Here is an 18,657-nt window from a genome sequence, read left to right as displayed (position 1 = left end):
CCTCCTAGAACTTGGAAAACGGGAGGGTGTAATATGCGTAATCTGTTGCTTCCGGCGGTCCTGTCTATATCCCTGACGGCTTGTGCCAGTCCCGGCGGCAAGTCCACCACGGCCAGCACACCACCTGCCCAGACGCCGGCGCAGCTTTACGCGGCCTCCCTCTACGAAGCAGCGATTACCAAGCCGTCCACCGTCGGTCCCGGTCTGCTCCGCATCGCACCCGATAACCCTAAACTATCCTGGCGTGATGGCCCCAATGGCCGGCAGGTCCTGGTCGCATCCACCATGTCCACCTACTCCTACGAGAAGTATTATCAGGGCCAGACGACAGGTGGACCGACCGGTTGGGGCCAGATATGGGTGACCGCTGTACCGCAACTGAAAGAATTCTGCACGCAGGCACCCGGCGATGCGTCTGCCAAGACCGACCGCGTGGTGCAATGGCTGGGCCTGAACCCGGCCAATCCCTATGCCCAGGTGGTGGAACTGTGGATTGAGGCAGAACAACTGGTCCGCCCTTGTCCCATCACCGACATTGCCGCTGCCACCTGCACCCTGGATACGGCCGATCAATGGGGGCCGCCCGCCGTACAGGGGACTGCGACCCGACCTGTCTGTACGGCAGGGGATGCGGCTTGCGCCGAAAAGCAATCCTACTGGGATTGGTTTGCCACCAATATGCGTCTGAACCTGAAAGAGGGTGGGGCACCCTGGACCAGGCTGGGTTACACGTTCGACTGGAAGCCAGCCAAGGATGGTGGCTTTGTGCGCTATGGCGCCTCGGAATTCGTCATGAAACCGGGTGCCAGGTACCAGATACACGCGGCCTATACCCTGGCCGACTATTGCGCGGCACCGGGGTCCTAATCCCCCAGCCGCCAATCGGCGGGGGCGGGGCGGCGGTCGCCCGCCATGAAGCGACCGCCATAGGGTTCCAGGCACAGGTCGACCAGGGCCAGCACCTCTGCCGGGTCATGGTCGCCGAACAATTCCCCAAACGCGTGCTCAAATGCGCTGGCCAGCATCGGGTCCAGGCGCATCAGGGCTTTGGACAGTCCCTTGCCGCTGCCAGTCCAGGCGCCGGCGGCGCGGACGGTGAAGTCCGCCAGCTCGATATAAAGCCGCGAGCCGATGGCCAGTTGTTCGGCTGCACTGCGCGGCTGGGCCAGATCGGCGGCGAGGTCGGAGATGGAGTAACGCCGCGTGCGCAGTTCCTCTTGCGTCAGGGGTGGCGGACCGCCATCCAGTACGGCCTGCGCCTGCCGCTTCAGTTCTTCGATCAATGCCGGGTCGCCGGCAATGGGCAGGCCGTTGGCCACCATGCGGGCGAGCGATGGCTTGCCCTGCTTGCGGTCGGCTTCCCAGAAATAGGCCAGCGTGTCGGGGTCGTGCAGGAACAGCTCGACCATCACGCCCTGGCGTTCATGTGTCTCCCGCACCGCCGCCGGCAGATGATGGTGAATCAGGACGGCGTCGATGTCAGACCCCGGCCCGGCATTGCCCTTGGCCACGGACCCGGCCAGAAAGGCGGCGATGATGTCCGGCTGCTCCGTCCATTCCCGCAGGATCGTGTCGGCCAGGTCGATGGTCGGGGTGATCGCGGTCATCCAAGGCTTTCCAGCAGCAATTCCAGCGCCCTTTTTACCGTGGCCAGCCGCACCTCTGCGCGGTCACCACGAAAGATATGGCGCTCCACTACACTATCGCCACCCCGCCGGTGCCGTGCGATGAAGACCAAGCCCACCGGCTTGGTCGCAGTACCTCCCGTCGGTCCGGCAATCCCGGTCACGGCGACCGCCACATCGGCGCGGCTATGCACCACCGCCCCGGTGGCCATGGCGTCTGCTACCGGGCCGCTGACAGCGCCCAGGTCCGCGATGAGCGCGGCGGACACGCCCAGCATGTCGGTCTTCGCCTCGTTCGTGTAGGTGACGAAACCCCGGTCCATCACGGCACTAGACCCCGATACATGCGTCAGGCACCCGGCGATCAGGCCACCGGTACAGCTTTCCGCCGTGGCCAGCCACCAGCCCCTGGCCGCGAAGCCATCGCGGATATCTTCGGCCAACTGCACCAGCTCGGGCGGGAACATGGATGGTTACTCCAGGATCAGGGGCAGGCGGACGGTGGCGGCGGCCTGTGCGGCGATACCCTCGCGCCGGCCTGTGAAGCCCAGCCCTTCGGTCGTCGTCGCCTTCACCGACACGCGGGCCGGGCTCAGGCCCAGGATGTCTGCTACCCGCGCCACCATGGCATCCCGGTGCGGGCCAACCTTGGGCCGTTCGCAGATGATGGTGATATCGACATGGGCGATGACCCCACCCTTTTCCGCCACCAGGTCTGCGGCATGGCGCAGGAACTGCGCGCTGTCCGCCCCCTTCCATCGCGGGTCGCTGGGGGGGAAATGCAGGCCGATATCGCCCGCCGATATGGCGCCCAGTATGGCATCGGTCAGGGCGTGCAGGGCCACGTCGGCGTCCGAATGCCCGTCCAGCGTCGCGTCATGCGGCACCGACACGCCGCACAGCCAGACCTGATCGCCAGGCGCGAACTTATGCACGTCAAAGCCGGTGCCCGTGCGCACATCGCCCAGGCGGGCCAGGAACAGTTTTTCGGCGCGGGCCAGATCGTCTTGGTTGGTCACTTTCAGATTGTCCTGGTCACAGGGCACAAGGGTCACGGCCAGTCCCGCCTCTTCCGCTACGGCGGCATCATCGGTCAGGTTCAGGCCGGCGGCGCGGCGGTGGGCGGGCAGGATGTCGGCAAAGCGGAAGCCCTGCGGCGTCAAAGCTCGCCACAAGGCCGTGCGGTCCACGGTACCCCCGCTGACAATGCCGGCGCCCTCCACCGTCCCGCGCTTCAACGTGTCGGCCAGCGGTGTGGCGGCAATGGCGGCGGGGCCGGTTTCAAGGGCCGCAATGACATCGCTGATGGCCTGTGCATCAACCAGCGGCCGGGCCGCGTCATGGATCAGCACCAGATCGGGTGCGTGGCCGGCCATAGCCTCCAACCCGTTCAGTACCGAATCCTGTCGTGTCGGCCCGCCCGTAACAGGCGGGGGCAGGTCCAGGCCGTCGACCGCCTTGTCATATAGGTCGCGGAAGGCCGGGTCGATGACGACGCGTACCCCCGTCACCGCCGGATGGCGCAGGAACGCTTCGACCGTGCGGCGCAGGATCGGTTGTCCCGCCAGATGCAGGTACTGCTTGGGCAGATCACCCCCGAAACGCAGGCCGCGTCCGGCGGCGACGATCAGGGCGGTGCAGGTGGGCATGGGGCCACATCTCTTGTCATGAACGACCGGGGCGACCCTAGCGCGGATACAGCACCTTCGCCAATGCCCCGGCATCATGGGTGGCCCCTGTGTCGGGGCGAAAACCGCCATGCGGTGGTGAATATTGTGTTTTTTCAGACCTGTGTTAAGCTCTGTGCCTAAAATTCATGCATTCGCGAAAAATGCACAAGGAATGTGCAAATTCGTGACCCAAGTTCAAGGTTCAGCGTCCCATGGTCAAGCCGCTTGCCCCCCTTCAGATTGGTTCCGTGCGTATTGAGGACCCGGTGATCCTGGCGCCCCTGTCGGGCGTCACCGACATGCCCTATCGCCGGCTGGTGAAGCGGACGGGGGCGGGGCTTGTCGTGTCGGAAATGATTGCCAGTCAGGCCATGATCCGTGCTACGCGCGAAAGCCTGCTGAAGACCGAATGGCACCTGGACGAAGCGCCGATTTCAATGCAGTTGGCGGGGTGTGAGCCGGAGGTGATGGCGGAGGCGGCGAAGCTGAACGTCGATCGCGGCGCCCATATCATCGATATCAATTTCGGCTGCCCCGTGAAGAAAGTGGTGAACGGCTTCGCCGGTTCCGCCCTGATGAAGGATGAACTGCTGGCCGGGCGCATCATGGAAGCCACCGTGAAGTCCGTTTCCGTTCCGGTGACGATGAAGACGCGCAAGGGCTGGGACGCCAACAATCTGAACGCCCCCAACATGGCCCGCATCGCGCAGGAATGCGGCATCCAGATGCTGACCATCCATGGCCGTACCCGCTGTCAGATGTATAACGGCACCGCCGATTGGAAGTTCATCCGTCAGGTCAAGGAGGCGGTGAAGATCCCCGTCATCGCCAATGGCGACATCAACAGCTTTGACGATGCCGTGCGCTGCCTGGAGGAATCCGGGGCCGATGGCATCATGATCGGGCGCGGCACCTATGGCCGGCCCTGGTTCATTTCCCAGGTCATGCATTACCTGCGCACGGGCGTGAAGCTGCCCGACCCGCCCCTGGCCGAACAGATGCAAACGGTCCTGGAACATTACGACGCCATCCTGGCCCATTACGGGGTGGAGGCCGGCATAAAGATCGCCCGCAAGCATGTCGCCTGGTATTCCAAGGGCATGAACGGGTCGGCCGATTATCGCAATCAGATCATGACCAGCGAGGACCCGGAACAGATGAAGCAGCAGATCATCGCCTTCTATTCCGCGGCACTGGATCGCGGCGTCACCGAACGGATCGCCGCCTGATGGCGCGGATGCCGACGGCCCGCCGCATCGGCGGTGATATCGACCCGACCTCCATCCTGGCAGCACTGCCCGACCCCGTCATGGTGGTGGACGGCGACGGGCTGATCCGCTTCATCAATCTGGAAGCCCAGGAATTTTTCGACGTGTCGGCCACACGCGTCCTGGGCACGAAGCTGACGGAGCTGATCCCCGAGGACAGCCCCGTCCTGGGCCTTCTGGAACAGGCGCGCATCACCCATGCCACCGTCTGTGAATATGGTGTCCAGGTGGAAACGGCGCGCATCGGGCCGCATTCCGTCACCATGCAGGCAGCCCCCCTGGGCGACCCGCCGGATTATGTGGTGCTGACCATCCATGAACGCTCCATCGCACGGCGCATCGACAAGCAGTTGAACCATCGGGGTGCTGCCCGCTCCGTCGTCGCCATGGCGGCCATGCTGGCGCATGAGGTGAAGAACCCGCTGTCGGGCATCCGGGGTGCCGCCCAGTTGCTGGAAGAAAACGCCAGCGAGGATGACCAGATCCTGACCCGCCTGATCTGTGACGAGGCGGACCGCATCGTGGCGCTGGTCGACCGGATGGAGGTGTTCACCGATGGCCGCCCGCTGGAGCGGCAGGCGGTCAACATCCATGCCGTGCTGGAACATGTGCGCCGCATCGCCCAGACCGGCTTTGCCCGCCATATCCGCTTTGTCGAGAAATACGACCCGTCCCTGCCGCCCGTCCTGGGCAATCGCGACCAACTCGTGCAGGTCTTCCTCAATCTGGTCAAGAACGCGGCAGAGGCCTGCCCGGAACAGGGCGGTGAGATTCTTTTGACCACCGCCTATCAGCATGGTGTGCGTCTGGCCGTTTCCGGATCGGACAGCCGGATGCAGTTGCCGCTCTTGGTTTGCGTGGGTGATAACGGCCCCGGCATCCCCGAGGATATCCGCGCCAACCTGTTCGATCCCTTTGTTACGACGAAGATGAATGGAACCGGCCTGGGTCTTGCATTGGTCGCCAAGATAATCGGTGACCATGGTGGGGTCATCGACTTTGAAAGCGTACCAAAGCGTACGATCTTCAAGGTCTCCCTGCCGGTCACCGACCAGAACGGTCACGGAGAGGGTGCCTAAAAAATGGGCGCAACCATTCTCGTAGCAGATGATGATCGGGCCATTCGGACGGTGCTGACCCAGGCTTTGGCCCGCCTGGGACATGAGGTGAAGACCACCGGCAACGCCGCCACGCTGTGGCGATGGGTGCAGGAGGGGGAGGGCGATCTGGTCATCACCGATGTGGTGATGCCGGATGAGAACGGCCTCGACCTTGTGCCGCGCATCAAGAAACTGCGTCCCGACCTGCGCATCATCGTGATGAGCGCGCAGAACACGCTGTTGACGGCGGTGAAGGCGGCGGAACGCGGGGCCTTTGATTACCTGCCCAAACCCTTCGATTTGAAGGATTTGATGGCCATTGTGCAAAAGGCGCTGTCCGCCCCCGCACAGGCCCCGGCCCCCGTCGCCGCCCCCGTGGAGGATGCGGAGGAGGAGGCACTGCCCCTGATCGGGCGGTCGCCGGCCATGCAGGAGATTTACCGCGTCCTGGCCCGCCTGATGGGCACGGACCTGACGGTCATGATCACGGGCGAAAGCGGCACCGGCAAGGAACTGGTGGCGCGCGCCCTGCACGATTATGGCAAGCGCCGGGGCGGCCCGTTCGTGGCCATCAACATGGCGGCCATCCCGCGCGAACTGATCGAGTCAGAGCTGTTCGGCCATGAGAAGGGCGCCTTCACCGGCGCCACCATGCGCTCGACGGGTCGGTTTGAGCAGGCGCAGGGCGGCACGCTGTTCCTGGACGAAATCGGCGACATGCCGCTGGAGGCGCAGACGCGCCTGCTGCGCGTGTTGCAGGAGGGTGAGTACACCACCGTCGGCGGGCGCACGCCCATCAAGACCGACGTGCGCATCGTCGCCGCCACCCACCGCGACCTGCGCACCCTGATCCGTCAGGGCCTGTTCCGCGAGGATTTGTTTTACCGCCTCAACGTCGTGCCCATCCGCCTGCCGCCCCTTCGGGAGCGGACGGAGGATGTGCCGGCCCTGGTCCGCCATTTCCTGAACCAGGCCGCCCAGCAGGGATTGCCCGCCAAGACGGTGGATAATGCCGCCATGGACCGGCTGAAGCGTTACCGCTGGCCCGGTAATGTGCGCGAGCTGGAAAACATGGTCCAGCGTCTGGCCGCACTCTATTCGCAAGAGGTGATCAGCCTCGACGTCATCGACACCGAACTGGCCGAGGCCAACCCGGCGGCGGCCCCGGTTCAGGAACCGGTGAACGAGGGCCTGTCGGCGGCGGTCGAACGCCACCTGCGCGAATATTTCGCGGCGCATAAGGACGGTATCCCGGCGGCGGGCCTGTATGACCGGATTTTACGCGAGGTCGAACGCCCGCTGCTGTCCCTGTCCTTAACGGCAACGCGGGGCAACCAGATCAAGGCGGCGCATATGCTGGGCCTGAACCGCAATACGCTGCGCAAGAAGATCAGGGATTTGGATATACAGGTGGTGCGGGGGTTGAAGTAGGGGGGGTGTCAGCGCCGCAAGGCGCTAATACCTCTAGTTTTTTAGACTATTAGTTTAGGAAGAAGTCTCCCTACTAATGATGGGCATAATAACTGTAACTTTTTTAGATGCGTTTCAAACTTAATTGTGCTTTAAGCATCCTAAGAAATTCAGTTTTGGCATGAGATATTTCGCGAGGTTACAGTATGTTCGTAGACGCAAAAAAATTTAAAACTCTTGTAGATAAATCTTTCCTTAATTTGGTAATAAATCATGATGATGATATAAATTTGCATTTTTCATATTTAAATGAGGGGAAATATATGGATAAAAATAGGTTGTGGTCAACGTTAAATGAATATATACAATCTTCACTAAAATATAATTCAAGTCCTGCGCAAGACAATTTTTTGAGTCACTTAAGAATAGAAATTCATCGGTATGAAGAATTTGGCTGTCAAAGACAACCGTATCAAAGCATAATTAATCGTATTTGGGAGGCTATGCGTACTTCAAAATGTAAATCTCTTGATGAGCAAGATTCATGGCTTAAGGCTATCGCTGCTGCGCGTGCAATTAATTTAATTCGTGGGTGCGATGAATTACCTAATATTAGGTTTATTGCTGTGAATCGGTCAATTCGCTTTTTGCGCGCACAGGGGTATGAGCTATATATTCAGGGAAGGGAAGTTCATTTTAAGGAGGGAGAAGAATTCAAGATAGTAAATGAAATTGATAAAAATATAAAGAAAATTGGAGGATCATTAGTTATCAGGCATATTCTACAAGTTCTTCGGGAAAAAAATAAATTTGATGGTAGTAGATATACGCCTATGCGTGAATATGGCCCTTTGGATGCCCCGAGGGCTCCGTCTCTACCAATTGGTTATATTATTAATTTAGCAATTAAATATATTGATAAGAACAGTAATAGTATATTGAATTACTTAGTAGAGTGGGAAAAAATTTGTAATTTGTCTACTGCATTATGTTCAATTTTGGATGTGGAGCCGTATGTTAATTTGGAAGATATGAATACTGCTCCACATGAAATGACGCGATATATATATGATATATCGTTGTATGATCACTTGTTTAAGTTTAAGCAATGGTCCCCTAGGCACGTGGTAAAAATGCTATCGTCTATTTTTTGTGATGTAGATGAAGATTGGATGAAGAAAAAATTAGGCTGGACGATTTCTGATGTTATTTCGTTTGCAAATAATATGATTTCTATATCTGAAAATGACGGAGATGCAAAAATAATTAATGGTAAAAATATAATAACTGGAAATATTAACCATAACACATGGAGGCGTATGCGAAAACATTTTTCTCATGAAAGCAGAAGTTATGTAAACAGTGGTTACTTGTATCCCAGTGATGGTGATAAGTCAAATTGGCAAGATAAACCTCTAATTTCTATAGGAAATAATAGATATTTTTCAATGCCGGCATGCTTTGTCGGTTTGTCTATATTTGAGGCTACTTCAAGTGCTATTCGAAATTTGGATTATCCAAGTTTTGATGATAAAATTATACCCCGTGCTCTGGAAAAATTTATATTTCAAGAATTTCTTGATCGTGGATATAATCCAACTGTTCTTGGAAAAAAATATAAAATGTTTGACCCTGTTAATGAGAAAAAAATTGAAGGTGAATGTGATGTCGTAGTTGAAGGAGAAGACTATATTTTATTTATAGAAGCGAAAAAGAAGTCACTGACAAAAGCTTCGACCACAGGAGCAGTGCTTCCTAATTTAATTGATATTGCTGAAAGTATGCTTCATGCGCAGTCACAAATCGCAGTTCATGAGAGAGTGTTGAGATATAACGGGTTTATCGAATTTTGTGATGGATTTAAAGTTCAATGGAAAAATAGAAGAATTGATCGTATCGCTTTGACCTTGCTTGATCACGGTAGTACGCAAGATAAAAATATAGTCGAAAAAATATATAATATTTTTTCTAGATCAAATATAATTCTTGATAGTAATTCAGAATTTGATAAAAAAATAAATAAAATTAATGATCTTTGTGTAAAGATGTCCAATGAAATTATTGAACTTGAAAAACTTGGGCTACCTCAGATCGAGCAGAGACTTGAACGCTGGTTTATAAGCGCTCCTTTACTGATTATTCTATTGGACACTATTGGTCATCCAAGGAATTTTTCGTCATATTTTAAAATTTTACGCCACCTAACTTTTAATACACTTGATTTTTACGTGGAATTGAAACTTGCCGAAAAAATGAAGTTACTCGGTAGATGATTTTTGGCATTTCTCAGTGCTGGATGACCTCCTCTCCACCACACCCTGTTGCAGCTTTATCACGTTGCGGGCTGGCGTCCGGTGTAGCTTTCTGGTAACAGTGTCCCCCTGGTTCCGACAGCCCAAGGCAGACGCTTTGCCCCGTTCTGGATCGTCACACGCAATCAGTCACTTCCCCGGTGTCCCCGCATGACGGCAACGGCACCCGGCATCGCCCCCCGGTCGGATGGGTTGTGGCGGCGCATTGTGCGCTGGTCGCGGGGGCGGCATTTGTCCACCTTGGCCGGTATCCTGCTGATTATTGCGGCCATTGCCGCCGGGGCGGCCACCTACGCCGCGCTGACGGAGACGCTGCCCGTCGCCATTGATCAGAACACCCTGATGCTGCTGCTGACGCTGGATGGCGTGTTGCTGCTGCTGCTGGGGGCGGTGGTGGCGCGGCGGATTGTGGCGCTGTGGGTGGAACGGCGACAGGGGCTGGCGGCGTCACGGCTGCATATGCGGCTGGTGGCGGTATTCTCCATCCTGGCGGTCGCACCGGCCATCATCATGGCCATCTTTTCCGCCCTGTTCTTCTATGTCGGCCTGCAAAGCTGGTTCTCCGACCGGGTGCGGCTGGTGGTGGATGAAAGCCTAGCGGTGGCCGAAGGCTATCTGAAGGAACATCAGCAGACCCTGTCGCGCGACGCCGAGGTGATGCGCAACGATCTGGCGCGTCTGCCGCTCAATATCTATTGGGACCCGCCGCGCTTCCGGCAATATTTCCAGTCACAGGCCCTGATGCGCAATGTGACGGAGGCGGTGATTTTTGACGGCACGGGGCAGGTGACAGCCGTGTTCGGCCTGGGCTTCGCCTTTGATTTCACCACCGTTCATAACGAGGATCTGGAGCGCGCGCGCAAGGGCGAGGTGGTGCTGATCGTCAGTGAGGGTGGCAACCGCGTGAATGCCATCGTCCTGCTGGATCAGGATTTTGACCGGTTCCTGTTCATTGGCCGCCCGGTGGAAAGCCGGGTGCTGGAACATATGGATGTGACGCAGAGTGCCGTGCAGGAATACCGCCATATGGAGGAGCAGCGCTTTGCGCTGCAGACCCGCATGGCGGTGATCTTTGTTGGCGTGGCGGTGCTGCTGCTGCTGGCCGCCATCTGGCTGGGGCTGAACTTTGCGACATATCTGGTGGCCCCGATTTCCTCCCTGATCGCCGCCGCCGAGCGTATCCGCGCCGGCGACCTGACGGCTCGGGTGCCCGATAGCGGGCTGGAGCCGGAGGATGAGCTGGTCAGCCTGTCCCGCGCCTTCAACCGCATGACCAGCCAGTTGGAAAGCCAGCGGTCGGAACTGGTGGAGGCGAACCGGCAGTTGGACCTGCGGCGGCGGTTTACGGAGGCTGTGCTGGCGGGCGTGTCGGCGGGCGTGCTGGGCCTGGACCAGAATGGCCGCATCAACCTGCCCAACCTGTCGGCGGCCAATCTTCTGTCGGTGGGCGACCCTTCGTCGCTGATCGGGCGCGACCTGTTGGAGGTGGTGCCGGAGCTGGACGAACTGTTCGCCAATATCCGCCGTCGCGGGGGCAAGCAGGTTGAGGGACAGGTGCAGATCCGGCGCGGCGGACAGCAGAAAACCCTGCTGGTGCGCGTCGCCGCCGAAATGGTGGCGGGGGAGGTCAAGGGCTTCGTCGTCACCTTCGACGATGTCTCCGAACTGATGTCGGCACAGCGCAAGGCGGCCTGGGCCGATGTGGCGCGGCGCATCGCGCATGAGATCAAGAACCCGCTGACGCCCATTCAGTTGTCGGCGGAACGGCTGCGTCGCAAATATCTGAAGGAAATCAACAGCGATCCCGATACGTTCAAGGCGATGACCGACACGATCGTGCGCCATGTCGATGATATCGGGCGCATGGTGGATGAATTCTCCGCCTTTGCCCGCATGCCGCAGCCGGTGATGAAACCGACGGCCATGCAGGATTTGACCCGGCAATCAGTGCTGTTGCAGGCATCCGCCTATCCCGCCATCAAGTTTGCCTGCGACATGCCGGACGCCCCGCTGGTTGTCACCTGTGACAGCCGGCAATTGGGACAGGCGCTGACCAATCTGTTGAAAAATGCCGGCGAAGCCATTGAAGGCCGGTTGGAGGAAACACCCGCCGGTGCCGAAAAGGTACCGGGTGAAATCACGGCCCGCATCCAGGTGGATGATGAACGGGTTCTGCTGGCGGTTGAGGATAATGGCAAGGGTCTGCCGCACACCGAGGAACGGGACCGGTTGACCGAGCCTTACGTCACCACGCGGGCCAAGGGCACAGGCCTTGGCCTCGCCATTGTGAAGAAGATCATGGAAGACCATGGCGGTTCGATATTGCTGGAGGATCGGCCGGGCGGTGGCGCCCGTGTCACACTGGTCCTGCCACGCAACATCGCACCCACGGCCACGGTCACGCCGGATATGAACACCGCCGACGCGCGGAGGGGTTGAGAAGACATGGCGCACGACATTCTGATCGTCGATGACGAGGCCGATATCCGCATGCTGATCGCCGGCATCCTGGAGGATGAAGGCATGAAGACGCGGGAGGCGGCGGATGCGGACCAGGCGCTGGCCGCCGTCGCCGCCCGCCGGCCCAGTCTGGTTATCCAGGATATCTGGTTGCAGGGCAGCCGGTTGGACGGGTTGCAGGTTCTGGCTGAGCTGAAGCGCGACCATCCGGATGTGCCGGTTGTCATGATCTCCGGCCATGGCAATATCGAAACGGCGGTCGCGGCCATCAAGAACGGGGCCTATGATTTCATCGAAAAGCCGTTCAAGGCCGACCGCCTGCTGCTGCTGGTCGAACGCGCCATCGAGGCGGCCCGCCTGCGGCGCGAGAACCGCGAGCTGCGGGTGAAGGTGGGAGCCGATTTCGACCTGATCGGCCGGTCGCTGCCCGTGAACCAGTTGCGCCATTCGGTAGAGAAAGTAGCCCCCACGGGGTCCCGCGTCCTGATCTCCGGCCCGCCGGGCAGCGGCAAGGAGGTGGTGGCCCGCATGCTGCACGCCAAGTCGCGTCGCAATGATGGACCGTTCGTGGCGCTGAACTGTGCCACCATGCGGCCGGACCGGCTGGAGGTGGAGCTGTTCGGCACCGAACATGGGTTCGAGGGCGGGGGCCGCAAGGTCGGCACCTTTGAGCAGGCCCATGGCGGCACCCTGTTCCTGGACGAGGTGGCCGACATGCCCCTGGAAACCCAGGGCAAGATCGTCCGCGTGTTGCAGGAACAGACATTTGAGCGGGTAGGGGGCACATCGCGGGTAGAGGTGGATGTTCGTGTCATCGCGTCCACCAACCGCGATTTGACCGCAGAGATCGAGATTGGCCGCTTCCGCCAGGACCTGTTCTATCGCCTGTCCGTCGTGCCGCTGAAAATGCCGCCCTTGCGCGAACGGCGGGAGGATATCCCCCTGCTGGCCCGGCATTTCATGCAGCGGACCGCAGAGACGGCGGGCCTGCCGCTGCGGGTGTTCGGGGAGGATGCGATGGCGGCGTTGCAGGCCTATGACTGGCCCGGCAATGTGCGTCAGCTGCGCAATACGGTCGAATGGCTGCTGATCATGGTGGCTGGCGACCCGTCAGAGGCGATCCGTGCCGACATGCTGCCGCCCGAGATCGGGGCCATCACGCCGACGGTGCTGAAATGGGAAAAGGGCGGGGAGATCATGGGCCTGCCGCTCCGCGAGGCGCGTGAGGTGTTCGAGCGCGAATATCTTCTGGCCCAGGTCACCCGCTTCGGCGGCAACATCTCCCGCACGGCGAGCTTTGTCGGCATGGAGCGCTCCGCCTTGCACCGCAAGCTGAAATCACTGGGCGTGCATGGGTCTGACAAGAACGGGTTGAAGCTGGTGGAGTGAGGGGTGGTCGATTGCTTCGCTTCCTTTCCCGTCAATTCCTGACAGGGTACCCTTCATGAAAGTCATCGTCTGCGGCGCAGGTCAGGTCGGGTCCAATATCGCCAGATATCTGGCGTCAGAGGGCAACCACGTCACTGTCATCGACCAGTCGCCGGAACTGATCCAGAAGATCAGCGACACGCTGGACGTCCAGGCCATGGTGGGCTTCGCCTCCCACCCCAATGTCCTGGAGGCGGCGGGGGCGGCGGATGCTGACATGCTGATCGCCGTGACACTGGCGGACGAGGTGAACATGGTCGCCTGTCAGGTGGCGGCTAGCCTGTTCAACGTGCCCACGAAGATCGCACGCGTGCGCCACCAATCCTATTTGCAGCCGATCTGGCGGGACCTGTTTTCCCGCGAGCATCTGCCCATCGACGTCATCATTTCGCCTGAGATCGAGGTGGCGCGCGCCGTGTCGCGGCGGCTGCAGGTGCCCGGTGCGTTCGACATGATCCCCCTGGCTGATGGGCTGGTGAAGGTGATCGGCGTCGTCTGCACCGATAATTGCCCCATCATCAACACGCCCCTGCGGCAGTTGACGGGCCTGTTCCCCGATCTCGCCATCGAGGTGGTGGCCATCATCCGGGGTGACCAGCAGTTCATCCCCGGCGGCAATGATCAGATGCTGCCCGGCGACGAGGTTTATTTCGTTGCCGATACAAACCACGTTACCCGCGCCATGGCTGCCTTCGGGCATGAGGAGCGCCAAGCGCGTCGCGTCATCATTGTCGGTGGCGGCAATATCGGCCTGTGTCTGGCCGAAGAGATTGAACAGAACCAGCCCTCCGTTTCGGCCCGCATCATTGAGGTGGACCGCCGCCGCGCTACCCATGTGGCGCAGAAACTGAAGCGCACCATGGTCCTGCATGGCGACGCCCTGGACCCGGCCATCCTGGAGGAGGCCAATGTCGGCGCGTCGGAGACGGTGGTTGCCGTCTCCAACAGCGATGAAGGCAATATCCTGGCCAGCCTTTTGGCCAAGCGTCATGGCTGCAAACGCGCCATCACCCTGATTAACAAGACAACCTATCAGCCGCTGGTCCTGCCCCTTGGCATCGACGCTGTGGTCAGCCCCCGGTCGATCACCGTCTCATCGATCCTTCAGCATGTGCGCCGGGGCCGCATCAAGGCCGTGCATTCCCTGCGAGAGAATTTTGCCGAGGTGATCGAGGCGGAGGCGCTTGAAACCTCCACCCTGATCAACACGCCCCTGAAGGATATTCGCCTGCCCGCCGGCATTATCGTCGGTGCCATCGTGCGTGCCGGAAAGGTGATCATCCCGCGCCCCTCCACCGTGATCAAACCCAACGACCGGGTCATCATCCTGGCCGAAGTGGGGCAGGTGAAGAAGGTGGAGAAGATGTTCGCCGTGCGGCTGGAGTTTTTCTGATTCAAAGAACAATTGGCTGTGATCGGCTGGCCGAAATCGGCCGTTGACGCCGGCAGATTTTCGAGTGATTAATTAGCTAATAAGTTAAATATGAAACACCTATGGACAAGATTTTCGAGGCACTGGCCTCCACCGCACGGCGCAAGATACTGGCTTACCTGGCGGAGACCGACCTGACCGCCGGAGAGATCGCGGCGCGTTTTGAGATGAGCAAGCCCGCCATCTCAAAGCATTTGGCCATACTGGAAAATGCTGGCCTGGTGCAGAGCGAGAAACGTGGGCAGTTCGTCCATTATGCGCTGGTGCGGGAGAATCTGGTCAACACCTTGAATGGCTTTGTACAGAATATCTGCCCTGTTTCCCTGCCGTTAAAGCGTGAGAGCGCTGATATTGCGCGGATACGGCGGACGGAACCCAAAGAGTAGGGTGCTCTCGATGCGACTGGTGGCCGGTTCGGAAAGAATGATCGCGCAACCGGGCAGCAATCCTTGCCTGGGTAGGGTCCGTTGGTCGCCGGGCAAATCCCTCTGGATCGGGTCGATGACCCTGGCGGCCCTGCTGCTGGGTGGGCCGTTCTTCACATGGGGCGCTTTTGCGCTGTTCCTGTTCACCTCCGCCGTCACCTTATGCTTTGGCCATTCTGTCGGCATGCATCGGCGGCTGATCCACGGTAGCTTCCAATGCCCTCTTTGGCTGGAATATCTGTGCGTCTATCTCGGCGTTTTGGTCGGCATGGCAGGCCCCATAGGTATGATCCGCATTCATGACATGCGGGATTGGGCGCAGCGCCAGCCTGACTGCCACCCCTATTTCGCGCATCGCGCCGGGTTCTGGCGCGATGGCTGGCAGCAACTGCATTGCGTGTTAGATCTGGATCATCCGCCCAGCTTTCAATTGGAACGACGGTTGGCCGGCGACAGGGTCTATGCCTGGATTGAGCGCACATGGATGGCGCAGCAACTGCCATGGGCCCTGCTGTTCTTCATGATTGGTGGGCTGCCCTGGGTTGTGTGGGGCGTCTGTGCCCGCGTGGCCGTCTGTGTCACGGGCCATTGGCTGGTCGGCCATTATGCGCACCGCGACGGGGATCAGAGCTTCCTGATCGATGGCGCCTCGGTCCAGGGCTATAATGTCCGCGTTGCTGGCCTGATCAGCATGGGTGAAAGCTGGCACAACAATCATCACGCCTATCCCGGCTCCGCGCGGCTGGGCCTGCATGAGGGGGAGGTTGACCTAGGCTGGTGGTTGATTCTTGGGTTTGAGCGGCTGGGGCTGGCCTGGAACATCGTGACGCCGGACAGCATGCCCCATCGTGCTACCTTGCGGCGGCTGGCGCGGACCAACCCACCGGGCTGCCCCGTTGCGCGGCGACTGGGCTGCGTATGGCGGGGTTTGGCAGCGCGTGTTCAGGCCTTCCGCTGCAACCTTTGCAGCACTTTAAAACCCCAAGGCCACTCGCCCAGCCCGCTGGCGCCGTTGATGTGACCAGCGGCACCGGCCAGGATCAGTTCGGCCCCCCAGGCAGTAGCAAGCTCCGTAGCATGATCGATACTGCCATAGGGATCATTGCTGCTGGCTACGATGATGGCGGGAAAGGGCAGGGGGCGGCGGGGGACTGGTCCAAAAACGGCAGCTTCCGCGGGGAAAGCCGGTCCGTTAGCGTCGGGCGCTGCGACCAGCAGTGCGCCGGAAACGGGTGCCCGACCCGCCCAATGGGCCACAAGCAGGCAGCCGAGGCTGTGTGCCACCAGAAGGGGTGTTCCCTCGAACCCGGCCACCAGCCGGTCCAGCCCGGCAATCCAATCGTCCAGATCGGGGTGGTTCCAGTCCGTGACCGACAGGCGGCGCGTCCCAGGCACGCTGTTTTCCCAGTGCGTCTGCCAATGCGCCTCACCGGAATTGCCGATCCCGGGAATGATGGCCAGCCCGCGCATGTTGTCCCCCTTTCACATCCGGATATTAGCAGAACTGACCCGCACCCCAAGTACAAGTGCCACAATGGCAATCCGCCCCTTGACCATGCGGGGCCGGACGCGCGACATCTGGGGTAGCTTTACCGATGGACCCCGCCCCATGCCCCGTATCGCCTATGTCAATGGTCGCTATCTGCTGCACGGCGACGCCGCCGTCCATGTCGAGGATCGCGGATTCCAGTTCGCTGATGGCGTCTATGAGGTGGTGACCATTGTTGATGGCAAGCCGGCGGATGCCGACGGGCACCTGACGCGGTTGTCGCGGTCATTGAAGGAATTGTCGATTCCCTGGCCGGTGAAGCCCGCGACCTTGCGCTTCATCATGGGCGAGATGGTCCGCCGCAACCGCGCCCGCCATGCCCTGCTTTATATTCAGATCACGCGCGGTGCCGCCCCGCGTGATTTCAAGTTCCCGAAGAACCCGGCCCCGACCCTGGTCCTGACCTGCCGCCGCACGGCGTTTCAACCGGCATCGACCCTGGAAAATGGTGTCGCCGTCATCACCATGCCCGATATCCGCTGGCTGCGTCGCGATATCAAATCGACCAGCCTGCTGCCGCAGGTGCTGGGTAAGCAGAAGGCGGCGGAAGCCGGCGCGTTCGAGGGCTGGATGGTGGATGACAATGGGTTCGTGACGGAGGGCTGTTCGTCCAACGCCTGGATCGTCACCGGCGACGGCATTCTGGTGACGCGCCAGCCCAGCAATGAGATCCTGAACGGCATCACCCGCCTGTCCATCCTGGACTGCGCCCGTGACCTGGGCATCCGGTTCGAGGAACGGGCGTTCAGCGTTGCGGAGGCCTACACTGCGCGCGAGGCCTTCATTTCCAGCGCCAGCACCTTCGCCCTGCCGGTCACTCGTATTGACGGCAAGACCATCGGCGATGGCCGGCCTGGCCCGCTCTGCCTGCGTCTGCGTCAGGCCTATATGGACCATATCGGTTCCACTGACCCTGTGAGTGCCAAGTGACCATCGATTCCCTGTCCCCGCCCTTTGACCGTCTGCCCCGTGCGATCCTGTTTGACTGGGACAATACGCTGATCAGCAACTGGCGCTGCGTTCATGCCTCCGTGAATGCTGCCCTGCGTGCGTTCGACAAGCCGGAATGGACGCTGGAGGAAAGTTACGGGCGTATCCGCAAATCACTTCGCGACAGTTTCCCAGAGATTTTCGGGGACGAATGGCCGCGCGCTCGCGATATTTTCTACGCGCATTTTGAGGCGAACCACCTGACCCACACTGATGTGCTGGCCGGTGCTGAGGACATGTTGCGCACCCTGCATGGCATGGGTATCCGGCTGGGCGTCGTCTCCAACAAGACGGGCCGGTTTCTGCGGGCCGAAGCCGAGATGTTGGGCTGGGCGCCCCTTTTTGACGCGCTGGTCGGCGCGACCGACGCGGCGGCGGACAAGCCGGACCCGGCCCCCGTTCACATGGCGCTGAAGCCCATGGGGTTCGAACCCGGTCCTGACATCTGGTTCGTGGGCGATGCCGATGTCGATATGGAGATTGCGCACCGGACCGGCCTGACGCCCGTCCTGGTGGGCGATACGCCGCATGTGGGCGACGGGTTGAACCGTTTTCCCCCAGCCATAAGTCTTGAGGGGTGTGCGGCGATTTCATCCTTGGTTAAGCGGATTGCTGCTACCATATCGACGGATGTCCGCACTGTTGGCTGAAAGGGCGATTGTCGGATATCCTGTGCAAACTTGGGCCCCCGTCGGATGGGTGCCCCAATAACCCGAGCATAAGCGAGGCTGCTCCAATGTCAGAAAAATCTCAAAACGTGCAGGACGTTTTCCTGAACCATGTCCGCAAGAGCAAGACCCCGGTGACCGTGTTCCTGGTCAATGGTGTCAAGCTGCAGGGCATCATCACCTGGTTCGACAATTTCTCCGTGCTGCTGCGCCGTGACGCCCATTCGCAGCTGGTCTATAAGCACGCCATCTCGACCGTGATGCCGGCGCATCCGATCCAACTGTTCGATCCGCCGGCCAAGGAGACCGACCACGACTGA

Annotated in this window: 17 protein-coding genes; 13 read left to right on the top strand and 4 right to left on the bottom strand. The window is 59.7% G+C overall.

Annotated elements, in window-relative coordinates:
• The first annotated feature begins 33 nt into the window (after positions 1 to 33).
• Positions 34 to 867: a hypothetical protein gene (locus C0V82_RS04660; protein WP_102111318.1), complete on the top strand. Its 834-nt coding sequence runs from the start codon at positions 34 to 36 to the stop codon at positions 865 to 867.
• Here the strand turns inward: C0V82_RS04660 and C0V82_RS04655 are convergent.
• Genes C0V82_RS04655 through C0V82_RS04645 form a run of 3 tightly spaced genes read right to left on the bottom strand, consistent with a single transcriptional unit; the run spans position 864 to position 3,274 of the window.
• A complete protein-coding gene (locus C0V82_RS04655) occupies positions 864 to 1,607 on the bottom strand; it encodes a nucleotidyltransferase domain-containing protein (protein ID WP_102111317.1) in 744 nt (247 codons plus the stop codon). The genes C0V82_RS04660 and C0V82_RS04655 overlap by 4 nt on opposite strands.
• Entirely contained in the window at positions 1,604 to 2,092 is a 489-nt protein-coding gene (locus C0V82_RS04650) for a CinA family protein (protein ID WP_102111316.1), read from the bottom strand. Before C0V82_RS04650 ends, C0V82_RS04655 begins: the two co-directional genes overlap by 4 nt.
• A gap of 6 nt (positions 2,093 to 2,098) precedes the next feature.
• On the bottom strand, positions 2,099 to 3,274 hold the full coding sequence (locus C0V82_RS04645; protein ID WP_102111315.1) for a bifunctional 2-C-methyl-D-erythritol 4-phosphate cytidylyltransferase/2-C-methyl-D-erythritol 2,4-cyclodiphosphate synthase: 1,176 nt from the start codon (positions 3,272 to 3,274) through the stop codon (positions 2,099 to 2,101).
• A gap of 233 nt (positions 3,275 to 3,507) precedes the next feature.
• Here C0V82_RS04645 and dusB point away from each other — a divergent pair, with 233 nt between their 5' ends.
• The 9 genes from dusB to C0V82_RS04600 all read left to right on the top strand — a co-directional run bounded on the left by dusB (position 3,508) and on the right by C0V82_RS04600 (position 16,151).
• On the top strand, positions 3,508 to 4,524 hold the full coding sequence (gene dusB / locus C0V82_RS04640; protein WP_102111314.1) for a tRNA dihydrouridine synthase DusB: 1,017 nt from the start codon (positions 3,508 to 3,510) through the stop codon (positions 4,522 to 4,524).
• Positions 4,524 to 5,642, top strand: a complete 1,119-nt coding sequence (locus C0V82_RS04635; RefSeq protein ID WP_102111313.1) for a two-component system sensor histidine kinase NtrB — start codon at positions 4,524 to 4,526, stop codon at positions 5,640 to 5,642. The genes dusB and C0V82_RS04635 overlap by 1 nt, the downstream gene beginning before the upstream one ends.
• Before the next feature lie 3 nt (positions 5,643 to 5,645).
• On the top strand, positions 5,646 to 7,094 hold the full coding sequence (ntrC, locus tag C0V82_RS04630) for a nitrogen regulation protein NR(I) (RefSeq protein ID WP_102111312.1): 1,449 nt from the start codon (positions 5,646 to 5,648) through the stop codon (positions 7,092 to 7,094).
• Positions 7,095 to 7,279: 185 nt separating this feature from the next.
• Positions 7,280 to 9,346, top strand: coding sequence for a hypothetical protein (locus C0V82_RS26740; RefSeq protein WP_158659730.1), 2,067 nt, complete (start codon positions 7,280 to 7,282; stop codon positions 9,344 to 9,346).
• 189 nt (positions 9,347 to 9,535) lie between these two features.
• The gene (locus C0V82_RS04620; protein WP_102111310.1) at positions 9,536 to 11,824 is read left to right on the top strand and encodes a sensor histidine kinase NtrY-like; all 2,289 of its coding nucleotides are present in this window, start codon (positions 9,536 to 9,538) and stop codon (positions 11,822 to 11,824) included.
• Between the two features lie 6 nt (positions 11,825 to 11,830).
• A complete protein-coding gene (ntrX, locus tag C0V82_RS04615) occupies positions 11,831 to 13,234 on the top strand; it encodes a nitrogen assimilation response regulator NtrX (protein WP_102111309.1) in 1,404 nt (467 codons plus the stop codon).
• A gap of 55 nt (positions 13,235 to 13,289) precedes the next feature.
• A complete protein-coding gene (trkA, locus tag C0V82_RS04610) occupies positions 13,290 to 14,666 on the top strand; it encodes a Trk system potassium transporter TrkA (RefSeq protein ID WP_102111308.1) in 1,377 nt (458 codons plus the stop codon).
• Positions 14,667 to 14,767: 101 nt separating this feature from the next.
• Complete coding sequence (locus tag C0V82_RS04605; protein WP_102111307.1) at positions 14,768 to 15,091, top strand: metalloregulator ArsR/SmtB family transcription factor; 324 nt, start codon at positions 14,768 to 14,770, stop codon at positions 15,089 to 15,091.
• A gap of 115 nt (positions 15,092 to 15,206) precedes the next feature.
• Positions 15,207 to 16,151 (top strand): acyl-CoA desaturase, encoded by a 945-nt coding sequence (locus tag C0V82_RS04600; protein ID WP_199772470.1) that lies wholly within the window; start codon positions 15,207 to 15,209, stop codon positions 16,149 to 16,151.
• Here C0V82_RS04600 and C0V82_RS04595 read toward each other — a convergent pair.
• On the bottom strand, positions 16,073 to 16,600 hold the full coding sequence (locus C0V82_RS04595) for an RBBP9/YdeN family alpha/beta hydrolase (protein WP_102111305.1): 528 nt from the start codon (positions 16,598 to 16,600) through the stop codon (positions 16,073 to 16,075). The two genes, C0V82_RS04600 and C0V82_RS04595, sit on opposite strands and share 79 nt — an antisense overlap.
• 139 nt (positions 16,601 to 16,739) lie before the next feature.
• Here C0V82_RS04595 and C0V82_RS04590 point away from each other — a divergent pair, with 139 nt between their 5' ends.
• The 3 genes from C0V82_RS04590 (at position 16,740) to hfq (ending at position 18,657) form a co-directional block, all read left to right on the top strand.
• Positions 16,740 to 17,609, top strand: coding sequence for a D-amino-acid transaminase (locus C0V82_RS04590; protein ID WP_102113243.1), 870 nt, complete (start codon positions 16,740 to 16,742; stop codon positions 17,607 to 17,609).
• On the top strand, positions 17,606 to 18,319 hold the full coding sequence (locus C0V82_RS04585; RefSeq protein ID WP_102111304.1) for an HAD family hydrolase: 714 nt from the start codon (positions 17,606 to 17,608) through the stop codon (positions 18,317 to 18,319). The genes C0V82_RS04590 and C0V82_RS04585 overlap by 4 nt, the downstream gene beginning before the upstream one ends.
• Positions 18,320 to 18,405: 86 nt before the next feature.
• A complete protein-coding gene (gene hfq, locus C0V82_RS04580) occupies positions 18,406 to 18,657 on the top strand; it encodes an RNA chaperone Hfq (protein ID WP_054167448.1) in 252 nt (83 codons plus the stop codon).

It is taken from the genome of Niveispirillum cyanobacteriorum (genome assembly GCF_002868735.1).
GTDB lineage: Bacteria > Pseudomonadota > Alphaproteobacteria > Azospirillales > Azospirillaceae > Niveispirillum > Niveispirillum cyanobacteriorum.
This window is presented reverse-complemented; position numbering and strand designations above follow the sequence as displayed.